This is a genomic window from Kitasatospora sp. NPDC028055, assembly GCF_040637885.1.
In the GTDB taxonomy this organism is placed as follows: Bacteria; Actinomycetota; Actinomycetes; order Streptomycetales; family Streptomycetaceae; genus Kitasatospora.
The window spans coordinates 63,533-80,574 of record NZ_JBEZXE010000008.1; the positions used below are offsets into that span (position 1 = coordinate 63,533).

Annotated in this window: 17 protein-coding genes; 10 read left to right on the forward strand and 7 right to left on the reverse strand. The window is 74.7% G+C overall.

Features of this window, described 5'->3' with window-relative positions; translation table 11 throughout:
* Positions 1-35: 35 nt before the first annotated feature.
* The 3 genes from AB0F71_RS12130 to AB0F71_RS12140 all read right to left on the reverse strand — a co-directional run bounded on the left by AB0F71_RS12130 (position 36) and on the right by AB0F71_RS12140 (position 3,383).
* Entirely contained in the window at positions 36-851 is an 816-nt protein-coding gene (locus AB0F71_RS12130) for an alpha/beta hydrolase (protein ID WP_360231467.1), read from the reverse strand.
* 112 nt (positions 852-963) lie between these two features.
* Positions 964-2,238 (reverse strand): MFS transporter, encoded by a 1,275-nt coding sequence (locus tag AB0F71_RS12135; protein WP_360231470.1) that lies wholly within the window; start codon positions 2,236-2,238, stop codon positions 964-966.
* A gap of 47 nt (positions 2,239-2,285) precedes the next feature.
* The gene (locus tag AB0F71_RS12140; protein ID WP_360231473.1) at positions 2,286-3,383 is read right to left on the reverse strand and encodes a homoserine dehydrogenase; all 1,098 of its coding nucleotides are present in this window, start codon (positions 3,381-3,383) and stop codon (positions 2,286-2,288) included.
* A gap of 223 nt (positions 3,384-3,606) precedes the next feature.
* On the opposite strand from AB0F71_RS12140, the gene AB0F71_RS12145 reads away from it, so the two are divergent.
* The 3 genes from AB0F71_RS12145 (at position 3,607) to AB0F71_RS12155 (ending at position 7,074) form a co-directional block, all read left to right on the forward strand.
* A complete protein-coding gene (locus AB0F71_RS12145; RefSeq protein WP_360231476.1) occupies positions 3,607-3,837 on the forward strand; it encodes a hypothetical protein in 231 nt (76 codons plus the stop codon).
* A gap of 329 nt (positions 3,838-4,166) precedes the next feature.
* Positions 4,167-5,792: a M48 family metalloprotease gene (locus AB0F71_RS12150; RefSeq protein WP_360231479.1), complete on the forward strand. Its 1,626-nt coding sequence runs from the start codon at positions 4,167-4,169 to the stop codon at positions 5,790-5,792.
* 145 nt (positions 5,793-5,937) lie between these two features.
* A complete protein-coding gene (locus AB0F71_RS12155; RefSeq protein ID WP_360231482.1) occupies positions 5,938-7,074 on the forward strand; it encodes a hypothetical protein in 1,137 nt (378 codons plus the stop codon).
* A gap of 58 nt (positions 7,075-7,132) precedes the next feature.
* Here AB0F71_RS12155 and AB0F71_RS12160 read toward each other — a convergent pair whose 3' ends face one another.
* A complete protein-coding gene (locus AB0F71_RS12160; RefSeq protein ID WP_360231485.1) occupies positions 7,133-7,627 on the reverse strand; it encodes an FxLYD domain-containing protein in 495 nt (164 codons plus the stop codon).
* A gap of 224 nt (positions 7,628-7,851) precedes the next feature.
* On the opposite strand from AB0F71_RS12160, the gene AB0F71_RS12165 reads away from it, so the two are divergent.
* The 4 genes from AB0F71_RS12165 (at position 7,852) to AB0F71_RS12180 (ending at position 10,970) form a co-directional block, all read left to right on the forward strand.
* Complete coding sequence (locus AB0F71_RS12165) at positions 7,852-8,445, forward strand: thioredoxin family protein (protein ID WP_360231488.1); 594 nt, start codon at positions 7,852-7,854, stop codon at positions 8,443-8,445.
* Entirely contained in the window at positions 8,442-8,954 is a 513-nt protein-coding gene (locus tag AB0F71_RS12170; RefSeq protein WP_360231491.1) for a hypothetical protein, read from the forward strand. The genes AB0F71_RS12165 and AB0F71_RS12170 overlap by 4 nt, the downstream gene beginning before the upstream one ends.
* A 94-nt stretch (positions 8,955-9,048) precedes the next feature.
* Positions 9,049-9,642, forward strand: coding sequence for a hypothetical protein (locus AB0F71_RS12175; protein ID WP_360231494.1), 594 nt, complete (start codon positions 9,049-9,051; stop codon positions 9,640-9,642).
* Positions 9,643-9,836: 194 nt separating this feature from the next.
* A complete protein-coding gene (locus tag AB0F71_RS12180) occupies positions 9,837-10,970 on the forward strand; it encodes an NAD(P)/FAD-dependent oxidoreductase (RefSeq protein WP_360231497.1) in 1,134 nt (377 codons plus the stop codon).
* A gap of 28 nt (positions 10,971-10,998) precedes the next feature.
* Here the strand turns inward: AB0F71_RS12180 and AB0F71_RS12185 are convergent, their stop codons facing one another.
* Positions 10,999-12,336 carry an MFS transporter gene (locus AB0F71_RS12185; RefSeq protein WP_360231500.1) on the reverse strand — a complete coding sequence of 446 codons (1,338 nt, stop codon included), beginning with the start codon at positions 12,334-12,336 and terminating at the stop codon, positions 10,999-11,001.
* On the reverse strand, positions 12,333-12,998 hold the full coding sequence (locus AB0F71_RS12190; protein WP_360231503.1) for a helix-turn-helix domain-containing protein: 666 nt from the start codon (positions 12,996-12,998) through the stop codon (positions 12,333-12,335). Before AB0F71_RS12190 ends, AB0F71_RS12185 begins: the two co-directional genes overlap by 4 nt.
* Positions 12,999-13,251: 253 nt before the next feature.
* Here AB0F71_RS12190 and AB0F71_RS12195 point away from each other — a divergent pair, with 253 nt between their 5' ends.
* From AB0F71_RS12195 to AB0F71_RS12205, 3 genes are all read left to right on the forward strand, one after another.
* A complete protein-coding gene (locus AB0F71_RS12195; protein ID WP_360231506.1) occupies positions 13,252-13,815 on the forward strand; it encodes a papain-like cysteine protease family protein in 564 nt (187 codons plus the stop codon).
* A gap of 11 nt (positions 13,816-13,826) precedes the next feature.
* Complete coding sequence (locus AB0F71_RS12200; protein WP_360231509.1) at positions 13,827-14,696, forward strand: hypothetical protein; 870 nt, start codon at positions 13,827-13,829, stop codon at positions 14,694-14,696.
* 239 nt (positions 14,697-14,935) lie between these two features.
* Positions 14,936-15,604: a biliverdin-producing heme oxygenase gene (locus AB0F71_RS12205; protein ID WP_360231512.1), complete on the forward strand. Its 669-nt coding sequence runs from the start codon at positions 14,936-14,938 to the stop codon at positions 15,602-15,604.
* Between the two features lie 107 nt (positions 15,605-15,711).
* Here the strand turns inward: AB0F71_RS12205 and AB0F71_RS12210 are convergent, their stop codons facing one another.
* Positions 15,712-17,013, reverse strand: coding sequence for a cytochrome P450 (locus AB0F71_RS12210; RefSeq protein ID WP_360231515.1), 1,302 nt, complete (start codon positions 17,011-17,013; stop codon positions 15,712-15,714).
* Positions 17,014-17,042 lie beyond the last annotated feature (29 nt).

Here is a 17,042-nt window from a genome sequence, read left to right on the forward strand (position 1 = left end):
ACCTCTCAGCGGTGCACCTCTCAGCGGTGCGCCCCTCAGCGGTGCGTCTCGATGAAGCCGCTCACCGTCCGCACGTACTCGGCCGGGTGGGTGACGTGCGGGGTGTGGCCGGCCCCGGCGAAGGTCCGCACCTGCGCCCGGGGCAGCGCCCGCGCCAGCCGGGCGATGATCGCGGGGAACCAGGGCGGGCTCTCGGTGCCCACCGTCAGCAGGGCCGGGCCCGGGTGGGCGGACAGCCCGGCGAGGTCGAGCAGCGGCCAGCCCGGGTCCTGCTGTTCGTCGAGGAAGGTGAGGGCGTTGGTGAGGAGGGTGTCCCGGACCTCCGGCGGCAGCCGCTCCCACGTCCCCGGCCCGAAGGCGACCTCGTCCACGAACTGCTGCGCGCCCGCGCGGGTCTCGCCCGCACGCAGGTGCGCCAGCACCGAGTCGATCCGCCGCTCCACCGCCCGCATCACCGGCAGCAGGTCCGGCTCCGGGGGCACGATCGCCATCAGCGGGGGCTCGTGGGCGATGACCGTGCGGAACAGCTCGGGGCGGCGGACGGCCAGGCCCAGGACCGTCGAGGCGCCGAAGGAGTTGCCCGCGATGTGTGCCGGCGCCAGGTCGAGGGCCTGGACGAGGGCGGCGAGGTCGTCCTCGTCCTCCGTCCGGGAGCCGGGCCCGGGCGGGCGTTCGCTCCGGCTGTGGCCGCGCCGGTCGTAGACCAGGACGCGGTACCGCTCGGCGAGGGCCGGCTGGACCAGGTCCCAGTGGGCGTGGTCGGCCCAGGAGCCGTGCACCAGCACGAGCGGCTCGCCCGCACCCGTCAGCTCGTAGTGGAGGTCGACGCCGTTCACCCGGACCTTCGGCATGGTCCCGCTCCTCACCCGCTGGGATCCGCCCCCGCTCCATTCAGTCATCGCGCCGCGGCGACGGCAACCAGGTGCCCCGAGCCGGACCGCCACTTCGCTCTCCCCCAGACCCTCACCCCGGCGTGACCGGGCGGCGCCCGGGGCGGACCGTGGCGAGCAGCGCCAGGGCAGCGGCCTGGACGGTGGCCACGGTGACGACCAGCGCCGGGACGGACACCGCGTAGAGCGCGCCGGTGAGCGCCCCGCCGGCCAGCATCGCGAGGCCGACCACGGCGGCGAACACCCCGTAGGCGGTCGCCCGGCGCGGCGCGGGGACGAGGTCGGCGACGACCGCCCGCAGGGTCGACTCCTGGACACCCAGCGCGGCGCCCCACAGCAGTGCGCCGATCGCGGCGGGCGCCACCGCGTCGGCGAAGCCCAGCGGGGGCACGGCTGCGGCCAGCACGGGGAGCGCCACCAGGGTGCGCGGGCCGATCCGGTCGTACAGCCAGCCGGTGACCAGGCTCGCCAGCGCGCCGCCGAGCATCGTCCCGGCGTACAGCACCGGTACGGCGGAGGCGGTGAGCAGGTGGTGCCGGACGAGGTGGAAGGAGAGCACGCCGTAGGTGGTGAAGCCGGTCATGGTCGCCGCGGTGAACGCCGCGTACGCCCAGAAGGCGCGGGGCAGCGGGCGGCGGACGAGCGCCGGGGCCTGGGGCTGGGCCGGGGCCTGGGGCTGGGCTGGGGTCACCGGCGGCCGGGCGGGCGGCGCCGACTCGTAGCGCGACGGGTCGGGCACCCGGGAGCGCAGCCACCGGAGCAGCAGGAGGGCCGCCACGCCCGGGGCGGCCAGCACGCCGAGCGCGGGCCCGTAACCGCCAGTGGCCGCGAGCACGGCGGCCACGGTGAGCGGGCCGATCACCGCGCCGACCTGGTCGAGGGCCTCGTGCACGGCGAAGCCCCGGCCCCGGCCGGTGGCGGCGGTGGCGTGCGAGAGCAGGGTGTCCTTGGCCGGTGAGCGGACCGCCTTGCCGACCCGCTCGGCGATCACCAGGGTGCAGGCCGCCCCCAGCGAGCCCGCCACGCCGAGCAGCGGCACGGCGGCGACGGTGAGCGCGTAGCCGCCGATCGCCAGCGCCCAGAACCGCCCGGTGCGGTCGGCGAGCGGCCCGAACAGCAGGCGCGGGAGCAGCGCCGCCGCCTCCCCCGCGCCCGTCACCACGCCGACCAACGTGGCCGAGGCGCCGAGCGAGGCCAGCAACGGGCCGGTGACGGAGCGGGCGCCCTCGTAGACGAAGTCCGCGAGCAGGCTGACGATGCCGAACCACACCACGAACCGCCACGGCCGCATGCCCGTGCCGTCACCGGCCTGCTCGGCCGGCCGCCGAGCCGCTGGATCGGTGCCCACCACGCCTCCACGATCGCCACAGGGCCCGGCGCGGGGCTTCGCGCGGCTCAGCCGAAGCCGTGGCCGCGGGGCGCCGTGACGTCAAGAGTGTCCCGCAGCATCGCGAGCGCCGCGCCGAGCGGGCTGGACCGGCCGCCGCTCACCGTGATGTCCCCGGCCTCGGGGCAGCCGTAGACGACCGCCTTCTCCGGGCCGGTCAGCGCGTGCAGCGGGTCGCCCGGCGCGGTCCGCTCCAGGCGGACCTCGACCACGAGCGGGCGGTCCGCGCTCGCGCTCGCCACCGCCCGCAGCCGGCGCCCCTCGGCGGCCGCGGCCAGCGCCGCCGCGCCCGTCCCGGCGTCCACCGCCTCGGTGTCGACCCGCACGGCCGCCGGGTCCCAGCCCCACAGCAGGGCCGCGAGCAGCCGCACCTTGGTGGCGGCGTCGGCGCCCGAGAGGTCGGCCGAGGGGTCGGCCTCGGCGATGCCGAGCCGCTGGGCCTCGCCGACCGCCCGGTCGAGGGGGTCGCCCGCCGCCAGGCGGTCGAGCACGAAGGTGGCCGTCCCGTTGGGGCAGGCCCGGACCGTCCGGCAGCCCAGGCCCCGCACCCCCGTGCGCGCCAGGTCCGCCGCCGGGAGAGCAGCTCCGGTGGCCCCGGAGATCCTGATCAGGCTGCCGCCGGCCCGGGCGGCCCGGGCGAGTTCACGCCAGTGGCCGAGCAGGTGGCTCTTGGTGGCTGTGACGACGTGGACGCCGCGTTCCAGCGCCAGCACGGCCTCCTCGGCGGCCTGTTGCCGGAGCTGCGGGGAGGAGGGCAGCGCCTGGACCAGCACCCGCGCACCGGTCCGGTCGAGGGTCCGCCCCAGCGGGCCCGGCGGGGCCCACTCGGCCCGGGGCGGGACCGGCCCGCCGTCGCGCAGCTCCACCTCGGCCGACCCGACCCGGACGGCCGCCAGCCTCGGCCGGACGCCGTGGTCGCGGGCGAGCCCGTCCGCGTGGGTGAGCAGCCGCTCGGCGAAGGCGCGGCCGACCGGACCGTAGCCGGACAGCACGACCCCCGGGCCATCGGCCAACGCCACGACTCCCGGGTCGTCGCCCGACAGCACAGCGGCGGGGTCGTCGCCCGGCGCGGCCGGGGGCACGGGCCCGGCGACTGGTGAGGACATCCAGGCAGGATACCCCCGGGGCTGTTGGGCGCTCGAAGCCCTTCCCGGCCGGGCCGACGCGGCACGCGCCCGCCGTCCGGGTGGCGCCGACTCTCGGCTTCGGTAACGGCGGTGAGCATCCGTCCGCCGCCCGGCCCGGTGCGCTGGAACCATCCCACCGGGTCCGGCCCGGTGGCCGAGCGGGGTGACCCGGGTTTGCATGGGGTGACCGAGCCCCGAGACCGTGGAGGTCACCGTGTACGAGATGTGGGCCGAGCACGACCCGGCGGTGTCGCCGCCCGCCGTGGTGTGGCACGTGGTCGCGAAGGACGACGCGTCGTCGTCGCTGTGCGGGCGGTTCCTCGAGCCGTCCCAGCGTGTGCTGCCGCCCGGCGACGGCTCGCCGGTGCCGGACCGGTACTGCGACCCCTGCCTGGTGACCGTCCGTGAGGCGATCGCGGCCGGCGGGCGCTGACGGTCGGAGGGGCGCGCCGGCGGGGGCACGGGAGGGTGGTCGGCGGCCGGGCGGAGGGCTGAGCAGGGGCCGGGGCGAACGGTCGTCGACGGCCGGGCGGAGGGTCGTCGGCGGCCGAATGCCGTCAAGCCCGCACGAATCGGACCCGCGACGAACCCGCAGGTCGGAGCGGTGATCCGGAGGCGAGAACCCCGGTGCGCGGGCCCCCCGGGACCGCTACCATCTCCACTCGTCGCACACCCGTTCACCATGCAACAACCGCGCGCCGCTCCTGTCGTCGCGCCCAGGGGGAGGACCATCGCATGGGCGCGCCCCAGCGTTCCGCTGCCATGAGCACGTCAACGAGAGCCGTCACGGCCGTGACCCTGCTCATCGGCTTCTACCTGCTCGCGCTCGGCATCGTCGTGGGCCTGATCGCCCTCGACGTCGCCCTGTACCAGGCCTCCGGCACGTTCCGCCCGGGGCTGATCAAGATCTGGGCGCTGACCGCCGCCGTCGGCTACCCCGTCGTCCGGGTGGTGTTCCTGACCCGGCGTCGCAAGGAGGACGGCGAACTGCCCGGCGTGCTCCTCACCCGCGAGCGGCAGCCCGAGATCTGGGCGATGGTCGACCGGATCTCCGAGCGCACCGGCGTCCGCGGCCCGGCCGAGATCCGCCTCGTGCCCGAGGTCAACGCGGGCGTCATGGAGGAGAGCAGGCTGCTCGGCCTCGTCCCCGGCAAGCGCCACCTGGTGATCGGCGCCCCGCTGCTGATCGGCCTCACCGAGGGCGAGCTGGAGTCCGTGCTGGCGCACGAGTTCGGCCACTACAGCAACCGGGACGTCCGGCTCGCCGCCGTCACCGTCGCCGGCCGCCGCGCCATCCTGCACACCATCGGCGGACTGCACCACCGCGCGAACCAGCACCAGGCCCAGGAGGCCGCCAAGCTCGCCGCCAAGGCCGAGAAGCGGCTGGCCAAGGGCCGCAAGCCCACCACGGAGCAGGCCGGCGGCGGCGTGGACCGGGTCCTCGCCAAGCTGTTCACCGGCTACGCCAAGCTCTACTTCCGGGTCTCCGAGGCGGTCGGCCGCCGCCAGGAGTACGCGGCCGACCAGGTCGCCGCCCAGCTCGCGGGCCGGGACGCCACCGCCGCCGCCCTGCGCCGGATCCCGGCCCTGGAGGCCGCCCAGAACTTCTACCTCAACCGCTACGCGACCATCGGCTGGGACGCCGGGCTGCTCCCGCCGCCCGGCCAGGTCTACGGCGGCCTCCAGCACCTGCTGAGCGACCCGAAGCGCCGCGCCGAACTCGCCGAGCACGCGCTCGAACTGCCCGAGGAGCAGCCCGACCCGTACGACTCGCACCCGCCGATCCACCTGCGGGTCGCCGCGATCGAGGCGCTGCCCGACGACGGCCGCGGCCCCGGCGCCGCCGGCCCCGCCCTGGCGCTGCTGCACGACTCGGAGCGGGTGCTCGCCGAGCTGGAGGTCGTCTCGCTGGTCCCGGAGGCCTCCGGCAAGCACCGGGCCGACTGGCCCGAGCTGGTCCGCACGGCGATGCTGGCGCGCGCCCGCGAGGCCGGCGAGGACGCCCGCCGGGCGCTCACCGGGCTGGGCCTGCCGCCCACCGCCCACGGGCTGCTCGACGCCCTCGACGCCGGCCGCGCCTGGGAGTTCACCGACCAGCTGCCCAAGAGCGAACAGGCCGCCGCGGCCACCGGCCGGGCCGCCCGGGAGTTCGCCCGACCGGCGCTGCGCGAGGAACTGGCGCACGCCACCGTCGTCGCGCTGGCCGAGGCCGGGCTGGCCGGCTGGGAACTCTCCTGGGGCGGACCGGCCGAACTCCGGCTGCCGGACGGCTTCGCGGACGGTTTCGACGCGGCCCTGGACGCCGCCTGCGCGGACGATCCGGACACCGCCCCGCTGCGGGCGCTGCTCGCGGCGGCCGGGCTGCCGGCCTCCGCCGCCGCCGTGTGACCGATCCGATCGCTCCGACCGGTCCGATCGCTCCGATCGCTCCGATCGATCCGCACGATCTGCCCGATCTGCTCGATCGCCGCCGCACCTGTCCACGCCCGTCACGCCAGTCCACGCCCACACCGCACCATCGGAGGAACACCCTTTGCTCGGCATCATCGTGCTGTCCGTCGTCGGCCTCGTCCTGCTGTTCCCGGTCGTCATGACCCGGCTGGCCAAGCGCAAGCTGGCCCAGCTGGAGCGGGCCAAGGCCACCATCGCCGGGCACGAGGCACGGCTGGCGGAGGAGGCCCGGGCGAAGAACACCATCATCCCGGCCGACCACGGGCTGCTGCTCGGCAGCGAACTGCTCCTGGACGACCGGCCCGAGGACGAGGAGGCCGCCGTCCTCGCCGCCGCCAAGGCCGGCGACTGGCGGACCGCCGCCGACTACCTCGCCACCGACGCCACCGCCGACGTCCGCTGGCGGCGGCAGCGCCAACTGGCCGAACTGGCCGCCGAGGACGACGCCTGGCTGCGCGCCTGGCGCACCGAGCGGCCGCAGGACCCGGCCGCCGCACTGCTGCACGCGGACGCCCTGGTCTACCTGGCCTGGAACATCCGCAGCAGCGCCCGCGCGACCGAGGTCAGCCGCGAGCAGTTCGCGGGCTTCCACCGCGTCCTGGCCGAGGCCGAGGAGGCCGCCGTCGCGGCCGCCGCGCTCGCCCCCGAGGACGACCCCAACCCGTGGGTCGCGCAGATCCCGATCGCCATGGGGCTCGGCTGGTCCAACGACCGCTTCCGGGAGCTGTGGGCCGAGTTGGTCGCGCGCGACCCGCAGCACTGGGCGGCGCACAACCGGGCGCTGCAGTACTGGTGCGCCAAGTGGCGCGGCAGCCACGAGCTGATGCACGGGTTCATCGACGGCGCGATCGCCGCCGCCCCGGCCGGCAGCCTGCTCGCCCCGATCAAGCTGGAGGCCTACTTCGAGCAGTTCGCCAAGGACGGCGAGAAGCTCACCGCCTGGCAGCGCCCCGAGGTCGGCGCCGCCCTGGACGCCGCCCTCGCCGACCTCGCGGCGGCCGACCCCGGCCACCCCCGCATCCGGTACGCCCACGGCTGGCTCGCGTACGCGCTGACCCGGGCCGGGCGGCCGACCGAGGCGCTGGCGCAGTTCCAGGCACTGGGCCGGTACATCCCGCAGCCGTTCACCAACTTCAACGACCCGCGGCAGGCCTTCATCGACCTGCGGGTCGCCGCCGTCCAGGGCGCGGTCGCGGCGGCGGAACGGCAGCAGGCCTGACCGGGCGCTCCCGCCGGGCTGCGGCCGCAGCCGGGCGGGAGCGTCCTTCGCGTACCGCTCAGGGAGCCGGGAACCGGGTGACGCTGGTGACCCGGCAGCTGACCTTGTCCTTCACCGCGGTCGCTCCGAGCGCCTTGAGCGAGGCGGTCTGGCCCGCGGCCAGGTCGTTGGTCGCGGCGGGGGCCTCCGCCACCCGGGTGCCGGAGCCGTCGACGAACTCCACCTGGATCAGGTAGTTCGATGCCTTGGCGGTGTGGTTGGTGACCTTGAGGGCCGCCGACGGCCAGTGGGTCGCGCCGTCCACCTGGCACGCCGAGATCTCGACGTCCTTGGTCGCGTCGCCCCCGCCGCCGACCGGGGCGGCGGTCGGAGCGGCGGTCGGAGCGGCGGTCGGGGGCGCGGCCTGGGTGCCGCCCGGTGCCGGGCCGGCCACCGTTGTGGCCGGGACGGGTGAACCCGAGCTCGTGGTCGTGGTGACCGGAGTCGGGTCGCAGGCGGCGAGGCCGAGTACGGCGGTGGCGGCGGCGAGCAGGACGAGGGCGGTGCGGCGCATGGTCCCCCCTGGGACGTGGTGCGGACACTGCGGACAGTGCCGGAACCGTATCGACGCGTGCCGGTCGGTGGGGGCGGTGTGGCGGATCCGTGACCGCTCCGGAACGTACCCGCCGCTCTCCACCCAGGCCGTTCAGCACATCAACCCCTGTTGCACACCCGGCAGTTCACTTTCCGTCAGCACGACCGACCACCGCCGCCCACCACCCACCCGAAGGGGAACCCATGCGGCACCACCGCGCCCTCCTCGCCGGCACCGTCCTGTCGACCGTGCTGATCTCCGGCTGCGGCTCGGGCGGCAGCTCTGCCACCCGTGCCGCCGAGGGCCCCACGATCGCTCCGGCAACCGCCGCCCCGGCCGTCTCCACTCCGGCCGCGCCGACGGGCACCGCGACCGCGAGTGCCGGGACGGGAGCCGCTGACCTGCCCGACGGATACGACGCGACCCGGGACGCCGAGGCCGATGTGAAGGCCGCCCTGGCCCGGTCCGCCGGGGACCAGCGCCCGGTCCTGCTCGACTTCGGGGCCAACTGGTGCCCCGACTGCAAGGTGCTGGACAAGCTGTTCCGCTCCCCGCAGGTCACCCCGCTGCTGCGGGACGACTACCGGGTCGTCGCGGTGGACGTTGGCCGCTTCAACCACAACCTCGACCTCGCCGCCCGGTACGTCGACCTCCGGAGCAGCGGCATCCCCGCCCTGGTGGTGCTCTCCCCCGACGGCACCGTGCGCACCGCCAGCAACGACGGCGCCTTCTCCAACGCCCGTGCCATCAGCGCCGGCACGGTCGCCACCTTCCTCAAGCGCTGGGCGCAGGCATGACCGTGACCCGACGGATGCCCGCTGCGGCCGCCGCGCTGCTGGTCCTCGGGGCGGCCGGCTGCGCCGCCGACCCGGCCCCGGCCGACGCCCCCGCCGCCACCTACCGGGGCGGCGGGGTCACCGTCGCCCTCCGGCTCGCCCCCGGGGAGGACGGCCGCCTGCTCCTCGCCGCCACCTTCACCCCCGATGAGGCCGGCTTCCACCTCTACAGCGTCGACCTGCCCGCCGACGGCATCGACGGCCTCGGCCTGCCCACCCGGCTGTCCGTGCGCGGCGGCCTGGCGGCGGACGGCGCCGTCCGGGCCGACCGCCCGCTGCGTACCGTCAGCCCCCTGGGGCTCGGAGTGCAGCTGCCCGTCTACCCGGACGGCGCGGTCACCGTCGCCCTCCCGGTCCGCCGGACCGCGACCGGGCCGAGCGAAGCCGTCGTCAGCTTCGGCGCGTGCAGCGAACAGCGCTGCCTGATCCCCGTCACCGAGCAGGTCGTCCCACTCGGCACGGTCGGCTGACGAACCGATCACGGACCCGTCACACCGCCCGCACCCGACCGTGCGTACCGCTACGGTCGCTCCGACCACCCGCACCACGACCCAGGGGAACCCCATGCGCCGCACCGCCCTCGTCCTGCTCGCCGTCGCCCTGAGCGCCACGGCGGCCGCCTGCGACAGTTCCGGCTCCGGGTCCGGTGCCTCCGGGTCCGGTGCCTCCGGTGCCGGACCGGCGGCCGCCGCCCCCACGGCCACGGGGAGTGCCGCCTTCACCATGGACACTCCCTCCGCCACCCCGACCCGGGTTGACCCGGGCGCGATCGCCCGCACCGCCGCGGGCAGCTTCGCCACCGTCGCCATGACCGTCCCCAGCGCACAGTTCGGCCGCTCCGTGACCGCCGAGGACGACCCGAACCACCTCCTCGGCCGACCCGGCCAGTACACCTCGAAGGTCACCTTCACCGACACCCGCGTCAAGGCGGCCGACCTCGACGGCCAGGACGCCGACTCGGTGGCCCGCGGCGGCGCCATCGAGGTCTTCGCCACCCCGGCCGACGCCGAACAGCGCGCCAAGTACATCCAGGACACCGTGAAGTCGCTGCCCACGCTGACGGAATACGACTTCGTCAAGGGCGCCGTCCTGATCCGCGTCTCCAAGCTCCTCACTCCCACCCAGGCCGAGAACTACAAGGGCGCCATCGGAGCCTGACCTGCCGTTCCCCTCCGGTCCGTCGCGTTCCGCCCGGCTCGGTGGAGGGAGCGCCGGATCGGTCGCCCGGGCGGTGAGGTGACAGCTGTCATACCGGATCGGTGACGGAGCGACCTGCCGCGCGGGGGCCGTGGTCGGCCAGGCTGACGGTGCAAGGAACGGACGAGCAGGCGGGCGGGACGAGGATGCGCAGCATGAAGGTGTTGGTGGCCGGGGCCGGGATCGGGGGGCTCTGTCTGGCCCAAGGGCTGCTCCGGGCCGGGATCGACGTGCGGGTGTTCGAGCGGGAGGGCGGGGCGGACAGCCGGTACCAGGGCTTCCGGATCGGGCTGGACGAGCCCGGGCTGGCCGCTTTGCGGGAGTGCCTGCCACCTCGGCTGCACGGACTGCTGACCGCGGTGACCGGGCCGCTCGCGGGCGAACGGCGCGTGGTGGACGAGCAGTTGACGGAGCTGCGGCAGCTCGGCCCGACCAGCGGGGGCACCGCCGCCGACCGGCACGTGCTGCGGCAGCTGCTGCTCGCGGGGCTCGGGGACCGGGTGGAGTTCGGGCGGGCCGTGGTCGGGTACCGGGAGCGGCCGGACGGCCGGGTGGAGGCGCGGTTCGCGGACGGCACCAGCGTGGTGGGCGACCTGCTGGTCGGGGCGGACGGCGTGGGCTCGGCCGTACGGCGGCAACTGCTGCCCGGGGCCGAGGTCACCGCCGTACCGGGTGGCGCGCTGCTGGGGCGCACCCCGATGACCGAGCGGCTCGCCGCGCTGGTGCCGGGCGCCGGCACCCTGGTCCAGGGGCCCGGGGCGAGCCTGTTGATCGGCCGGATGGAGTTCCGCCGCCCGCCCCGGCTCGCGGCGGCCGAACTGGCACCGGAGGTGGAACTCCCGGACACCGCAAGCTACCTGCGCTGGGTGGTGATGCTCCCCGAGCCGCTCGGCGGCCCCGCGCCGACGGACTGGGCGCAGGTGCGCGACCGGCTGCTCACCCTGGTCCGCGGCTGGCACCCCGACCTGGTCGAGCTGGTCCGGCGGTCCGACGTCGGCAACAGCTCACCGCTGACGCTCCGCTACTCCGAGCCGGTGCCGCACTGGGGCACCGGCGCGGTCACCCTGCTCGGCGACGCGATCCACCCCATGCCGCCCAGCGCCGGCCAGGGCGCCAACCTGGCGTTCCGCGACGCCGCACTGCTCTGCCGCTCGCTCACCGCCGCCCACCGCGGCGAGGCCGAACTGCCCGCTGCCGTCCAGGAGTACGAGCTGCGGATGCTCGACCGGGGCTTCGCGGCGGTCGCCGCCGGGCTGGCCCGCCTCCCGGACTTCACCCCGGCGCGTTAGGTAAATCGACCCATGAGCGTTGTGAACGTCAGGCCGCTGCATTCGCACTGTCCTGTGAGGCCTCCTCCTCGGAATGCGGTGTCAGGACGCCCCGCCCCCGCGTACGGTCCATCTCGCGCCATTCCGGCCGCAGGCCGGCCAGATTCGTGGTGAGGAAGTACGCGGCGCCGCAGGCGAGCAGCACCGGCACGAGTCCGACAGCGGTCACCGCCGCCCCGGCGATCAGCCCGCCGAGCGGGATACCGGCCCAGGCCAGCGAGTCACCGAGCGCGTTGACCCGGCCCAGCATCCGGCGCGGCACCCGCTCGACGAGGAGGGCCCCCAGCACTGGGTTGACGAAGCCGGCACCGAACCCACTGACAGCGAAGACGGCCAGTACCACTCCCAGCGGGGCATCGAGGGCGAGGATCAGGAACCTCGGTGCCCCGGCCAGCAGGAACCCGGCAAGCACCACCATCCGCCGCCGCAGCCGGTGCGCGACCACCGCGGCGATCAGGCTCCCGCCGACCGCCGCGGCCCCCATCACACTGCCCATCAGGCCGATCGCGGTCGGCCCATTGCCGGACTCCCTGGCCCAGACGGGTACCAGCACCGAGGCGAACGCCGCATCCAGCAGGTTGGTGATGCCGACCATGACGATGACGGTGAGCAGCAGCGGCTCGCCGCGCAGGAAGGTGAAGCCCTCGCCGAACCGCCGCCAGTAACCCGGTCCCGTTTCCCCCGCCGGCGAGGGGGCGTCCTCGGCCGCGTGCCCCAGGCCACGAGGCAGCGCGAGTCTGATGATCACCGATCCGAGGGCGAAGCAGCCCGCGTTGACGGCGAGCCCGGTCAGGGGACCGAGCAGCGCCACCAGGGATCCGCCGACCGCCAGGCCGACGGTGGAGGCGAGCCGCTCGATCACACCGGCCAGACCGGTGGCCCGCTCCAACGGCACCCGGCCACGCTCGGCCGCCTCCGGGACCATCACCTCCTTGGCGAGGTCGCCGGGGCCCCGGGCGGCGCCGATCAGCGCGACCAGAACCAGGAGGAGGGGGAAGGAGAGCAGGTCCAGGGTGTGGAGCAGGGGAACCGCGGCGGCGGCGGTCGCGCTGGCCAGATCGGTGGTCCAGGAAACGGCCCGCGGGCCGATCCGGTCCACCAGCGGTCCGGTGAACGCCTTGACCACCACGTAGGGAGTCATCTCGCAGAAGGCGACCAGTCCGGTCTGGGTGGCGCTGCCGGTGGTGACGAGGACGAACCAGGGCAGCGCCACCACGGAGATCCGAGTGCCGGTCAGCGACACGGCCATGGCTGCCAGGACCGCGACCAGCGGCCGTAAGGACCTCCTGCCGGGTATGCCGCCGGTCTCCACGGCGTCGTCGGTCATGACGTCGGGCTTCCTTCCGCTTCCTGCGGGCCGGAGGGGAGCGACGACGCGGCAGGCGCATCCAGTTCGGGCAGGATCTTCGTGATCACGGCGACCCGTTCGGCTCCCTCGGGGGCAGTCGCCGCCGCCTCCGGAGTGTCTCGCCGGTAGCGCGCGATGACTTCCGCCAACTCCCGGTACAGGGTCGTGGCTTCCTCAGGCGTGAGCCGCAGGGACCAGTCGCTCATGTCGAAGGTGTTCCGCCATGCGCGGGGCATCGTCTGGAGCCCGTTCAGGGTCTGCTGGGTGCGCAGGGTGTAGATGGCGGCGAGTGACTGCTGGTAGGCCAGTGCGGCCTCGGGCTCCTGCTCGGCCAGCTCCGGATCGTTGAACCACGTCGTCCGGTGCACCGAACGCCACCAGCGCTCCCGCGCGTTGCCGCGTTCGGTGTCCTCTTCGACGAAACCGGCCGCGCCGAGCTGCCGGAGGTGGTAGCTGGCCGTGCCGGAGTTCACGCCCAGCCGCTCCGCGAGGCGGGTGGCCGTCGACGGGCCGTACTTCCGCAGCAGCCCGACCAGCTGCACGCGCACCGGATGCGCCAGGGCACGCAGCCCCTTGGCATCCAGGACAACCGAGTCCTCGTCAACTTTCGGGCCGTCCGGCCTCTCCACTGCATCAGCCATGCGACACACGGTAGACCGCAAAGGGTTCTTCGCAAAGGGTTATTCGCAAAGAACCCTTTGCGGTTCGGTGCGCGAGCGATGCCGCCGCTGCGTCAACGGGCGGGCGGGCGGGCGCCGCACCGACTTCCGGCGTCGCGATGCGAACCCGTTCGCAACACTCCTTCGCATACGTTCCGTAATCGCACCGTTCCGTGCTGTCATGGCTCTGCAAAATCCCCGCCACACATCGCGCTCCGCGCGGGAAGGCAGACCCATGGGCAGACCCAGATTCGCGACCGCGGCGACGGCCGTCCTCCTGACGGCTCCGGCATTGCTCGCCACCGCGGGCGGCCAGGCCCACGCCGAGGCCGGCCAGGACACCATCACCATGCTCAAGCAGGAGAAGTCCCAGTGGTGCTGGGTCGCCTCCGGCCTGACCATCGCCAAGTTCCAGGGCTACGGCACCACCCAGACGGACTTCTGCAACCGGGCCCAGCCCTACTACGGCTGCAACAACCAGCCGGCCACGCTCGACGACATGGCCAGGGGCTGGCAGAGCCTCGGCATGGCCCACCTCGGCACGGGCCTGACCAGCGCGGCCACCTTCAACCAGGTCTACACCGACGTCAAGGCGGCCCGGCCGGTCGCGGCCCGGATCGGCTGGACGTCCGGCGGCGGCCACATGAACGTGGTCTACGGCTTCGACACCTCGAACAACACCATCGGGGTCGCCGACCCGTGGCCGGACACCGCCACCTACACGTGGTGGAACTACAACGACTACGTCAGCAACAGCTCGTTCAAGTGGACCCATTCCCGGATCGGCATCTCCAGGTGAGGCGGACGGCCATGCACAGGACCACGACACCCGCCGGGCCGGCGGCCACCCGCCGCCTCCGCCCGGCCGCCCTGCTGGCGGCCGCCGCCTGCGCGCTGCTGCCGCTCGCCGGCCCCGTCCACGCGGCCCCGGTCAAGGACCCGCTCCCGGCGGACATCCCGGACTACGGGGCCGCCCTCGACCTGGTGAAGTCCGCCGACGTCCGCAACGCCGTCTGCCGCTTCCTCAGCGTTCCGCTGCCCCAGGGGGACGCGACCGGGATGGCACAGCCGATCCCCGACCGGGCCGACCCGTGCGCGGACCTCCCGGCCTTCACCGTCAACGACCCGCTGGCCCTGAACGAGCTCACTCCCGGGTTCGTCGCCGGGACGGCCCTGCCGATCGCCTCCCAGGCGATCCGGCTGAGCTATCTGGTCTCCGCCCTGAACACCACGGTCAACGGGCGCAACGCCACCGTCATGCTCGCCCCCACCCAGGGCGGCGGCTGGCACCTGGCCGGCGTGCGCGACGGCGCCAGCGACGCCGGGTACGCCGCAAAGGCCACGCCCGGGACGCTGGTGTTCAGCGAGCCGCAGATCCGCGGCTGGTACCAGCTGCGGCTCACCACGGTCGAGCCGCTCAACGACCAGGCGCGGCAGGGGCTGAACGGGCGGCCCTCGGCCTCGCTGAGCGAGTACCAGAAGCTGGTCAAGGCCCGCTACGCCGACAAGCTGCCGGGCTCGGAGTACGCCGCCGCCGGGATGTCCAGCGGCTACGGCACCGCGTCGCGGACGGCGGCAGCCCCGTCCTCGGCACCCGTCGTGATCGGCGGCGCGGCCGCGGCGCTGGCGCTGGCGGGCGGCGTCCTCGTGTTCCGCCGCCGTCGCGGCAGCGCCCGCTGACCTGCGGGCCCCTCGCCCCGCCGGTCCGACTCCCTCCGGGGCCGGACCGGCGGGGCGTCGGCGTGTCGGCGCCGGTGCGTGGCCGGGGTCGTAGGGCCGCATCCGTCCTGCCCCTGCCGTTTCCGGGGCGGCTCCGCTACCTTTACCGACAGAGTGTCGGGAAGTCGTGAACTAAGGTTAGGCTAACCGAAATTTGCGGGGTCCTTCCGCCCCGGCCGCATCCGATCCCTGGAGGCCGTATGCCCACGCCCGAGCCCGTCCCCTTCTCCACCGTGCTCCGCACCGCCAGCAGCGAGGAGCACGAGGCCGCGGAGCACTCCTCCTTCATGAGCCACCTGCTGGGCGGGCAGCTCGGGATCGACGCCTACGCCGACCTCACCGGCCAGCTCTGGTTCGTCTACCGGGCACTGGAGGAGCGGGCCGAGCAACTCGCGGAGCACCCGCTGGCGGGCCCGTTCATCGATCCGGCGCTGCTGCGCACCGCCGCCATCGAACGCGACCTGGCACACCTGCGCGGGCCCGACTGGCGCGCCGGACTCGCACCGCTGCCCGCCACCGCCGCGTACGCGGCGCGGATCGAGGAGCTGGCCACCGAGTGGCCGGCCGGCTACCTCGCCCACCACTACACCCGCTACCTGGGCGACCTGTCGGGCGGCCAGATCATCCGGGGCCTGGCCGAGAAGGCCTGGGGCTTCGAGCGCAAGGGTGACGGCGTCCGGTTCTACGTCTTCGAGGACGTCACCAACCCGGCCGCCTTCAAGCGCGACTACCGGGCCAAGCTGGACGCGGCGGGCGCGGCGATGGACGAGGTGGAGCGGCGCCGGGTGGTCGAGGAGTGCAAGCGGGCCTTCGTACTCAACGGCGCTGTCTTCCACGACCTGGACGGCCGTTACCCGTTGAGCGCCTGATCGACCGGACCCGACCCGAGCCGCCCGGGCACGGGTGCACCCCCTGCCGACGGCGGGCAGGGGGTGCAGGTCCGGTCAGGACAGGGTCAGGGTCAGGTCACGTCAGGTCACCAGGTGACCGGAACGGCGGCGGCCATGATGGCCATCCGGTTCGGGTGCCACGGCACCTCGTCCACCGGCACCGCCAGGCGCAGCCCGGGGAACCACTGGAGCAGGACCCGGAAGGCCGTGTCGGACTGCCGCCGCACCAGGTGGGCGCCGGGGCAGTGGTGACGGCCGTGGCCGAACCGCAGGTGGGGGTTGGGCGAGCGGGCGGGCTCGAACCGCTCGGGGTCGGCGAAGGTGCCGGGGTCGTAGTTGGCCGCGTCCAGCGAGAGCAGCACCAGATCGCCGGCCTTGACCCGCTCGCCGCCCAGGGAGGTGTCCTCGGTGACGAAGCGCGGGATGGCGTTGCCGAGGACGACGCTGCACCGCAGCAGTTCCTCCACGTGCCGGGGTGTCTCCTCCGGGCTCTCCCGCAACTCCGCCATCGCCTCGGGGTGTTGGAGGAGGTTGACGGCGGCGACACCCAGGAAGCTGGCGAAGTCCTCGTAGCCGCTGACGAACAGCACGGAGACGATGTTGGACAGCTGCTCGTCGCTCAGCCCCTTCCGCTCCGAGAACCCCTCGGAGGGCCGCTCGGCGTTCAGGTCGGCGAGCCGGTCGGCGAGGCCGCGCGGCTGCCCGGGGGTGCGGGCGGCCAGGAAGGCCGCCATGTAGGCGCGGAGCTCCTCCCAGTTGACGGCGAGTTCCTCATCGGAGTAGGTCGCCATGGTGAGGTCCTTGTCAGCGCGCTCGGCGAGCCACTCCCGGTCCTCGAACGGCAGGCCGAGCAGGCGGCACAGGCACTGCGCGGCGACCCACTCGGCGAAGTGGCGCTGGAGGTCGCCCGGCGCACCCTCGGCGACCATCCGTTCCAGGCCCTCCCGGGTCACCTCGGCGACCCAGTCGGCGGGCAGTTCGGGCTGGTTGCGGCCGAGCGCGGCGAGCACCTCGTCGCGCAGTCCGGCCTGCTGGAGGTGGTTCATGGCGTCCAGCAGTTCGGGCGCCAGGATCGGGGCGTCCTGGGTCGGGCTGTCGGCCTCGCCGAGGACGGAGCGGGCGAAGGAGCGGTCCCGCAGGACGTCACGGGCCAACTCGTAGCCGGTGACCAGCCAGGCCTCGCCGCCGGCGTTGGTCCTGACCCGGGCGACGGGGCAACGGCTGCGCAGCTCGTCCAGTTCGGGGGCGAGGCGGTCGCCGTCGGTGCTGAACGGGTAGCGGGGCAGGGCCTCCCCGCCCGGGGCGTGGGCCGGCGCGTGGGCCGGGGCCTGACCCGGGCCGGGAGCCGGGGCCTGGTCGGTGGTGGCGGGCGCCTGGGGTGCGCTCATGCGGCGCGGTCCTCTCTGTTCGGTACGGG

What these genes read in the sequence shown, in the direction of transcription:
- AB0F71_RS12130 (WP_360231467.1), bottom strand. Translation starts at nt 851, where the DNA reads ATGCCGAAGGTCCGGGTGAACGGCGTCGACCTCCACTACGAGCTGACG.
- AB0F71_RS12140 (WP_360231473.1), bottom strand. Translation starts at nt 3,383, where the DNA reads ATGTCCTCACCAGTCGCCGGGCCCGTGCCCCCGGCCGCGCCGGGCGAC.
- AB0F71_RS12150 (WP_360231479.1), top strand. Translation starts at nt 4,167, where the DNA reads ATGAGCACGTCAACGAGAGCCGTCACGGCCGTGACCCTGCTCATCGGC.
- AB0F71_RS12160 (WP_360231485.1), bottom strand. Translation starts at nt 7,627, where the DNA reads ATGCGCCGCACCGCCCTCGTCCTGCTCGCCGCCGCCACCGCCGTACTC.
- AB0F71_RS12165 (WP_360231488.1), top strand. Translation starts at nt 7,852, where the DNA reads ATGCGGCACCACCGCGCCCTCCTCGCCGGCACCGTCCTGTCGACCGTG.
- AB0F71_RS12170 (WP_360231491.1), top strand. Translation starts at nt 8,442, where the DNA reads ATGACCGTGACCCGACGGATGCCCGCTGCGGCCGCCGCGCTGCTGGTC.
- AB0F71_RS12175 (WP_360231494.1), top strand. Translation starts at nt 9,049, where the DNA reads ATGCGCCGCACCGCCCTCGTCCTGCTCGCCGTCGCCCTGAGCGCCACG.
- AB0F71_RS12180 (WP_360231497.1), top strand. Translation starts at nt 9,837, where the DNA reads ATGAAGGTGTTGGTGGCCGGGGCCGGGATCGGGGGGCTCTGTCTGGCC.
- AB0F71_RS12185 (WP_360231500.1), bottom strand. Translation starts at nt 12,336, where the DNA reads ATGACCGACGACGCCGTGGAGACCGGCGGCATACCCGGCAGGAGGTCC.
- AB0F71_RS12190 (WP_360231503.1), bottom strand. Translation starts at nt 12,998, where the DNA reads ATGGCTGATGCAGTGGAGAGGCCGGACGGCCCGAAAGTTGACGAGGAC.
- AB0F71_RS12195 (WP_360231506.1), top strand. Translation starts at nt 13,252, where the DNA reads ATGGGCAGACCCAGATTCGCGACCGCGGCGACGGCCGTCCTCCTGACG.
- AB0F71_RS12200 (WP_360231509.1), top strand. Translation starts at nt 13,827, where the DNA reads ATGCACAGGACCACGACACCCGCCGGGCCGGCGGCCACCCGCCGCCTC.
- AB0F71_RS12205 (WP_360231512.1), top strand. Translation starts at nt 14,936, where the DNA reads ATGCCCACGCCCGAGCCCGTCCCCTTCTCCACCGTGCTCCGCACCGCC.
- AB0F71_RS12210 (WP_360231515.1), bottom strand. Translation starts at nt 17,013, where the DNA reads ATGAGCGCACCCCAGGCGCCCGCCACCACCGACCAGGCCCCGGCTCCC.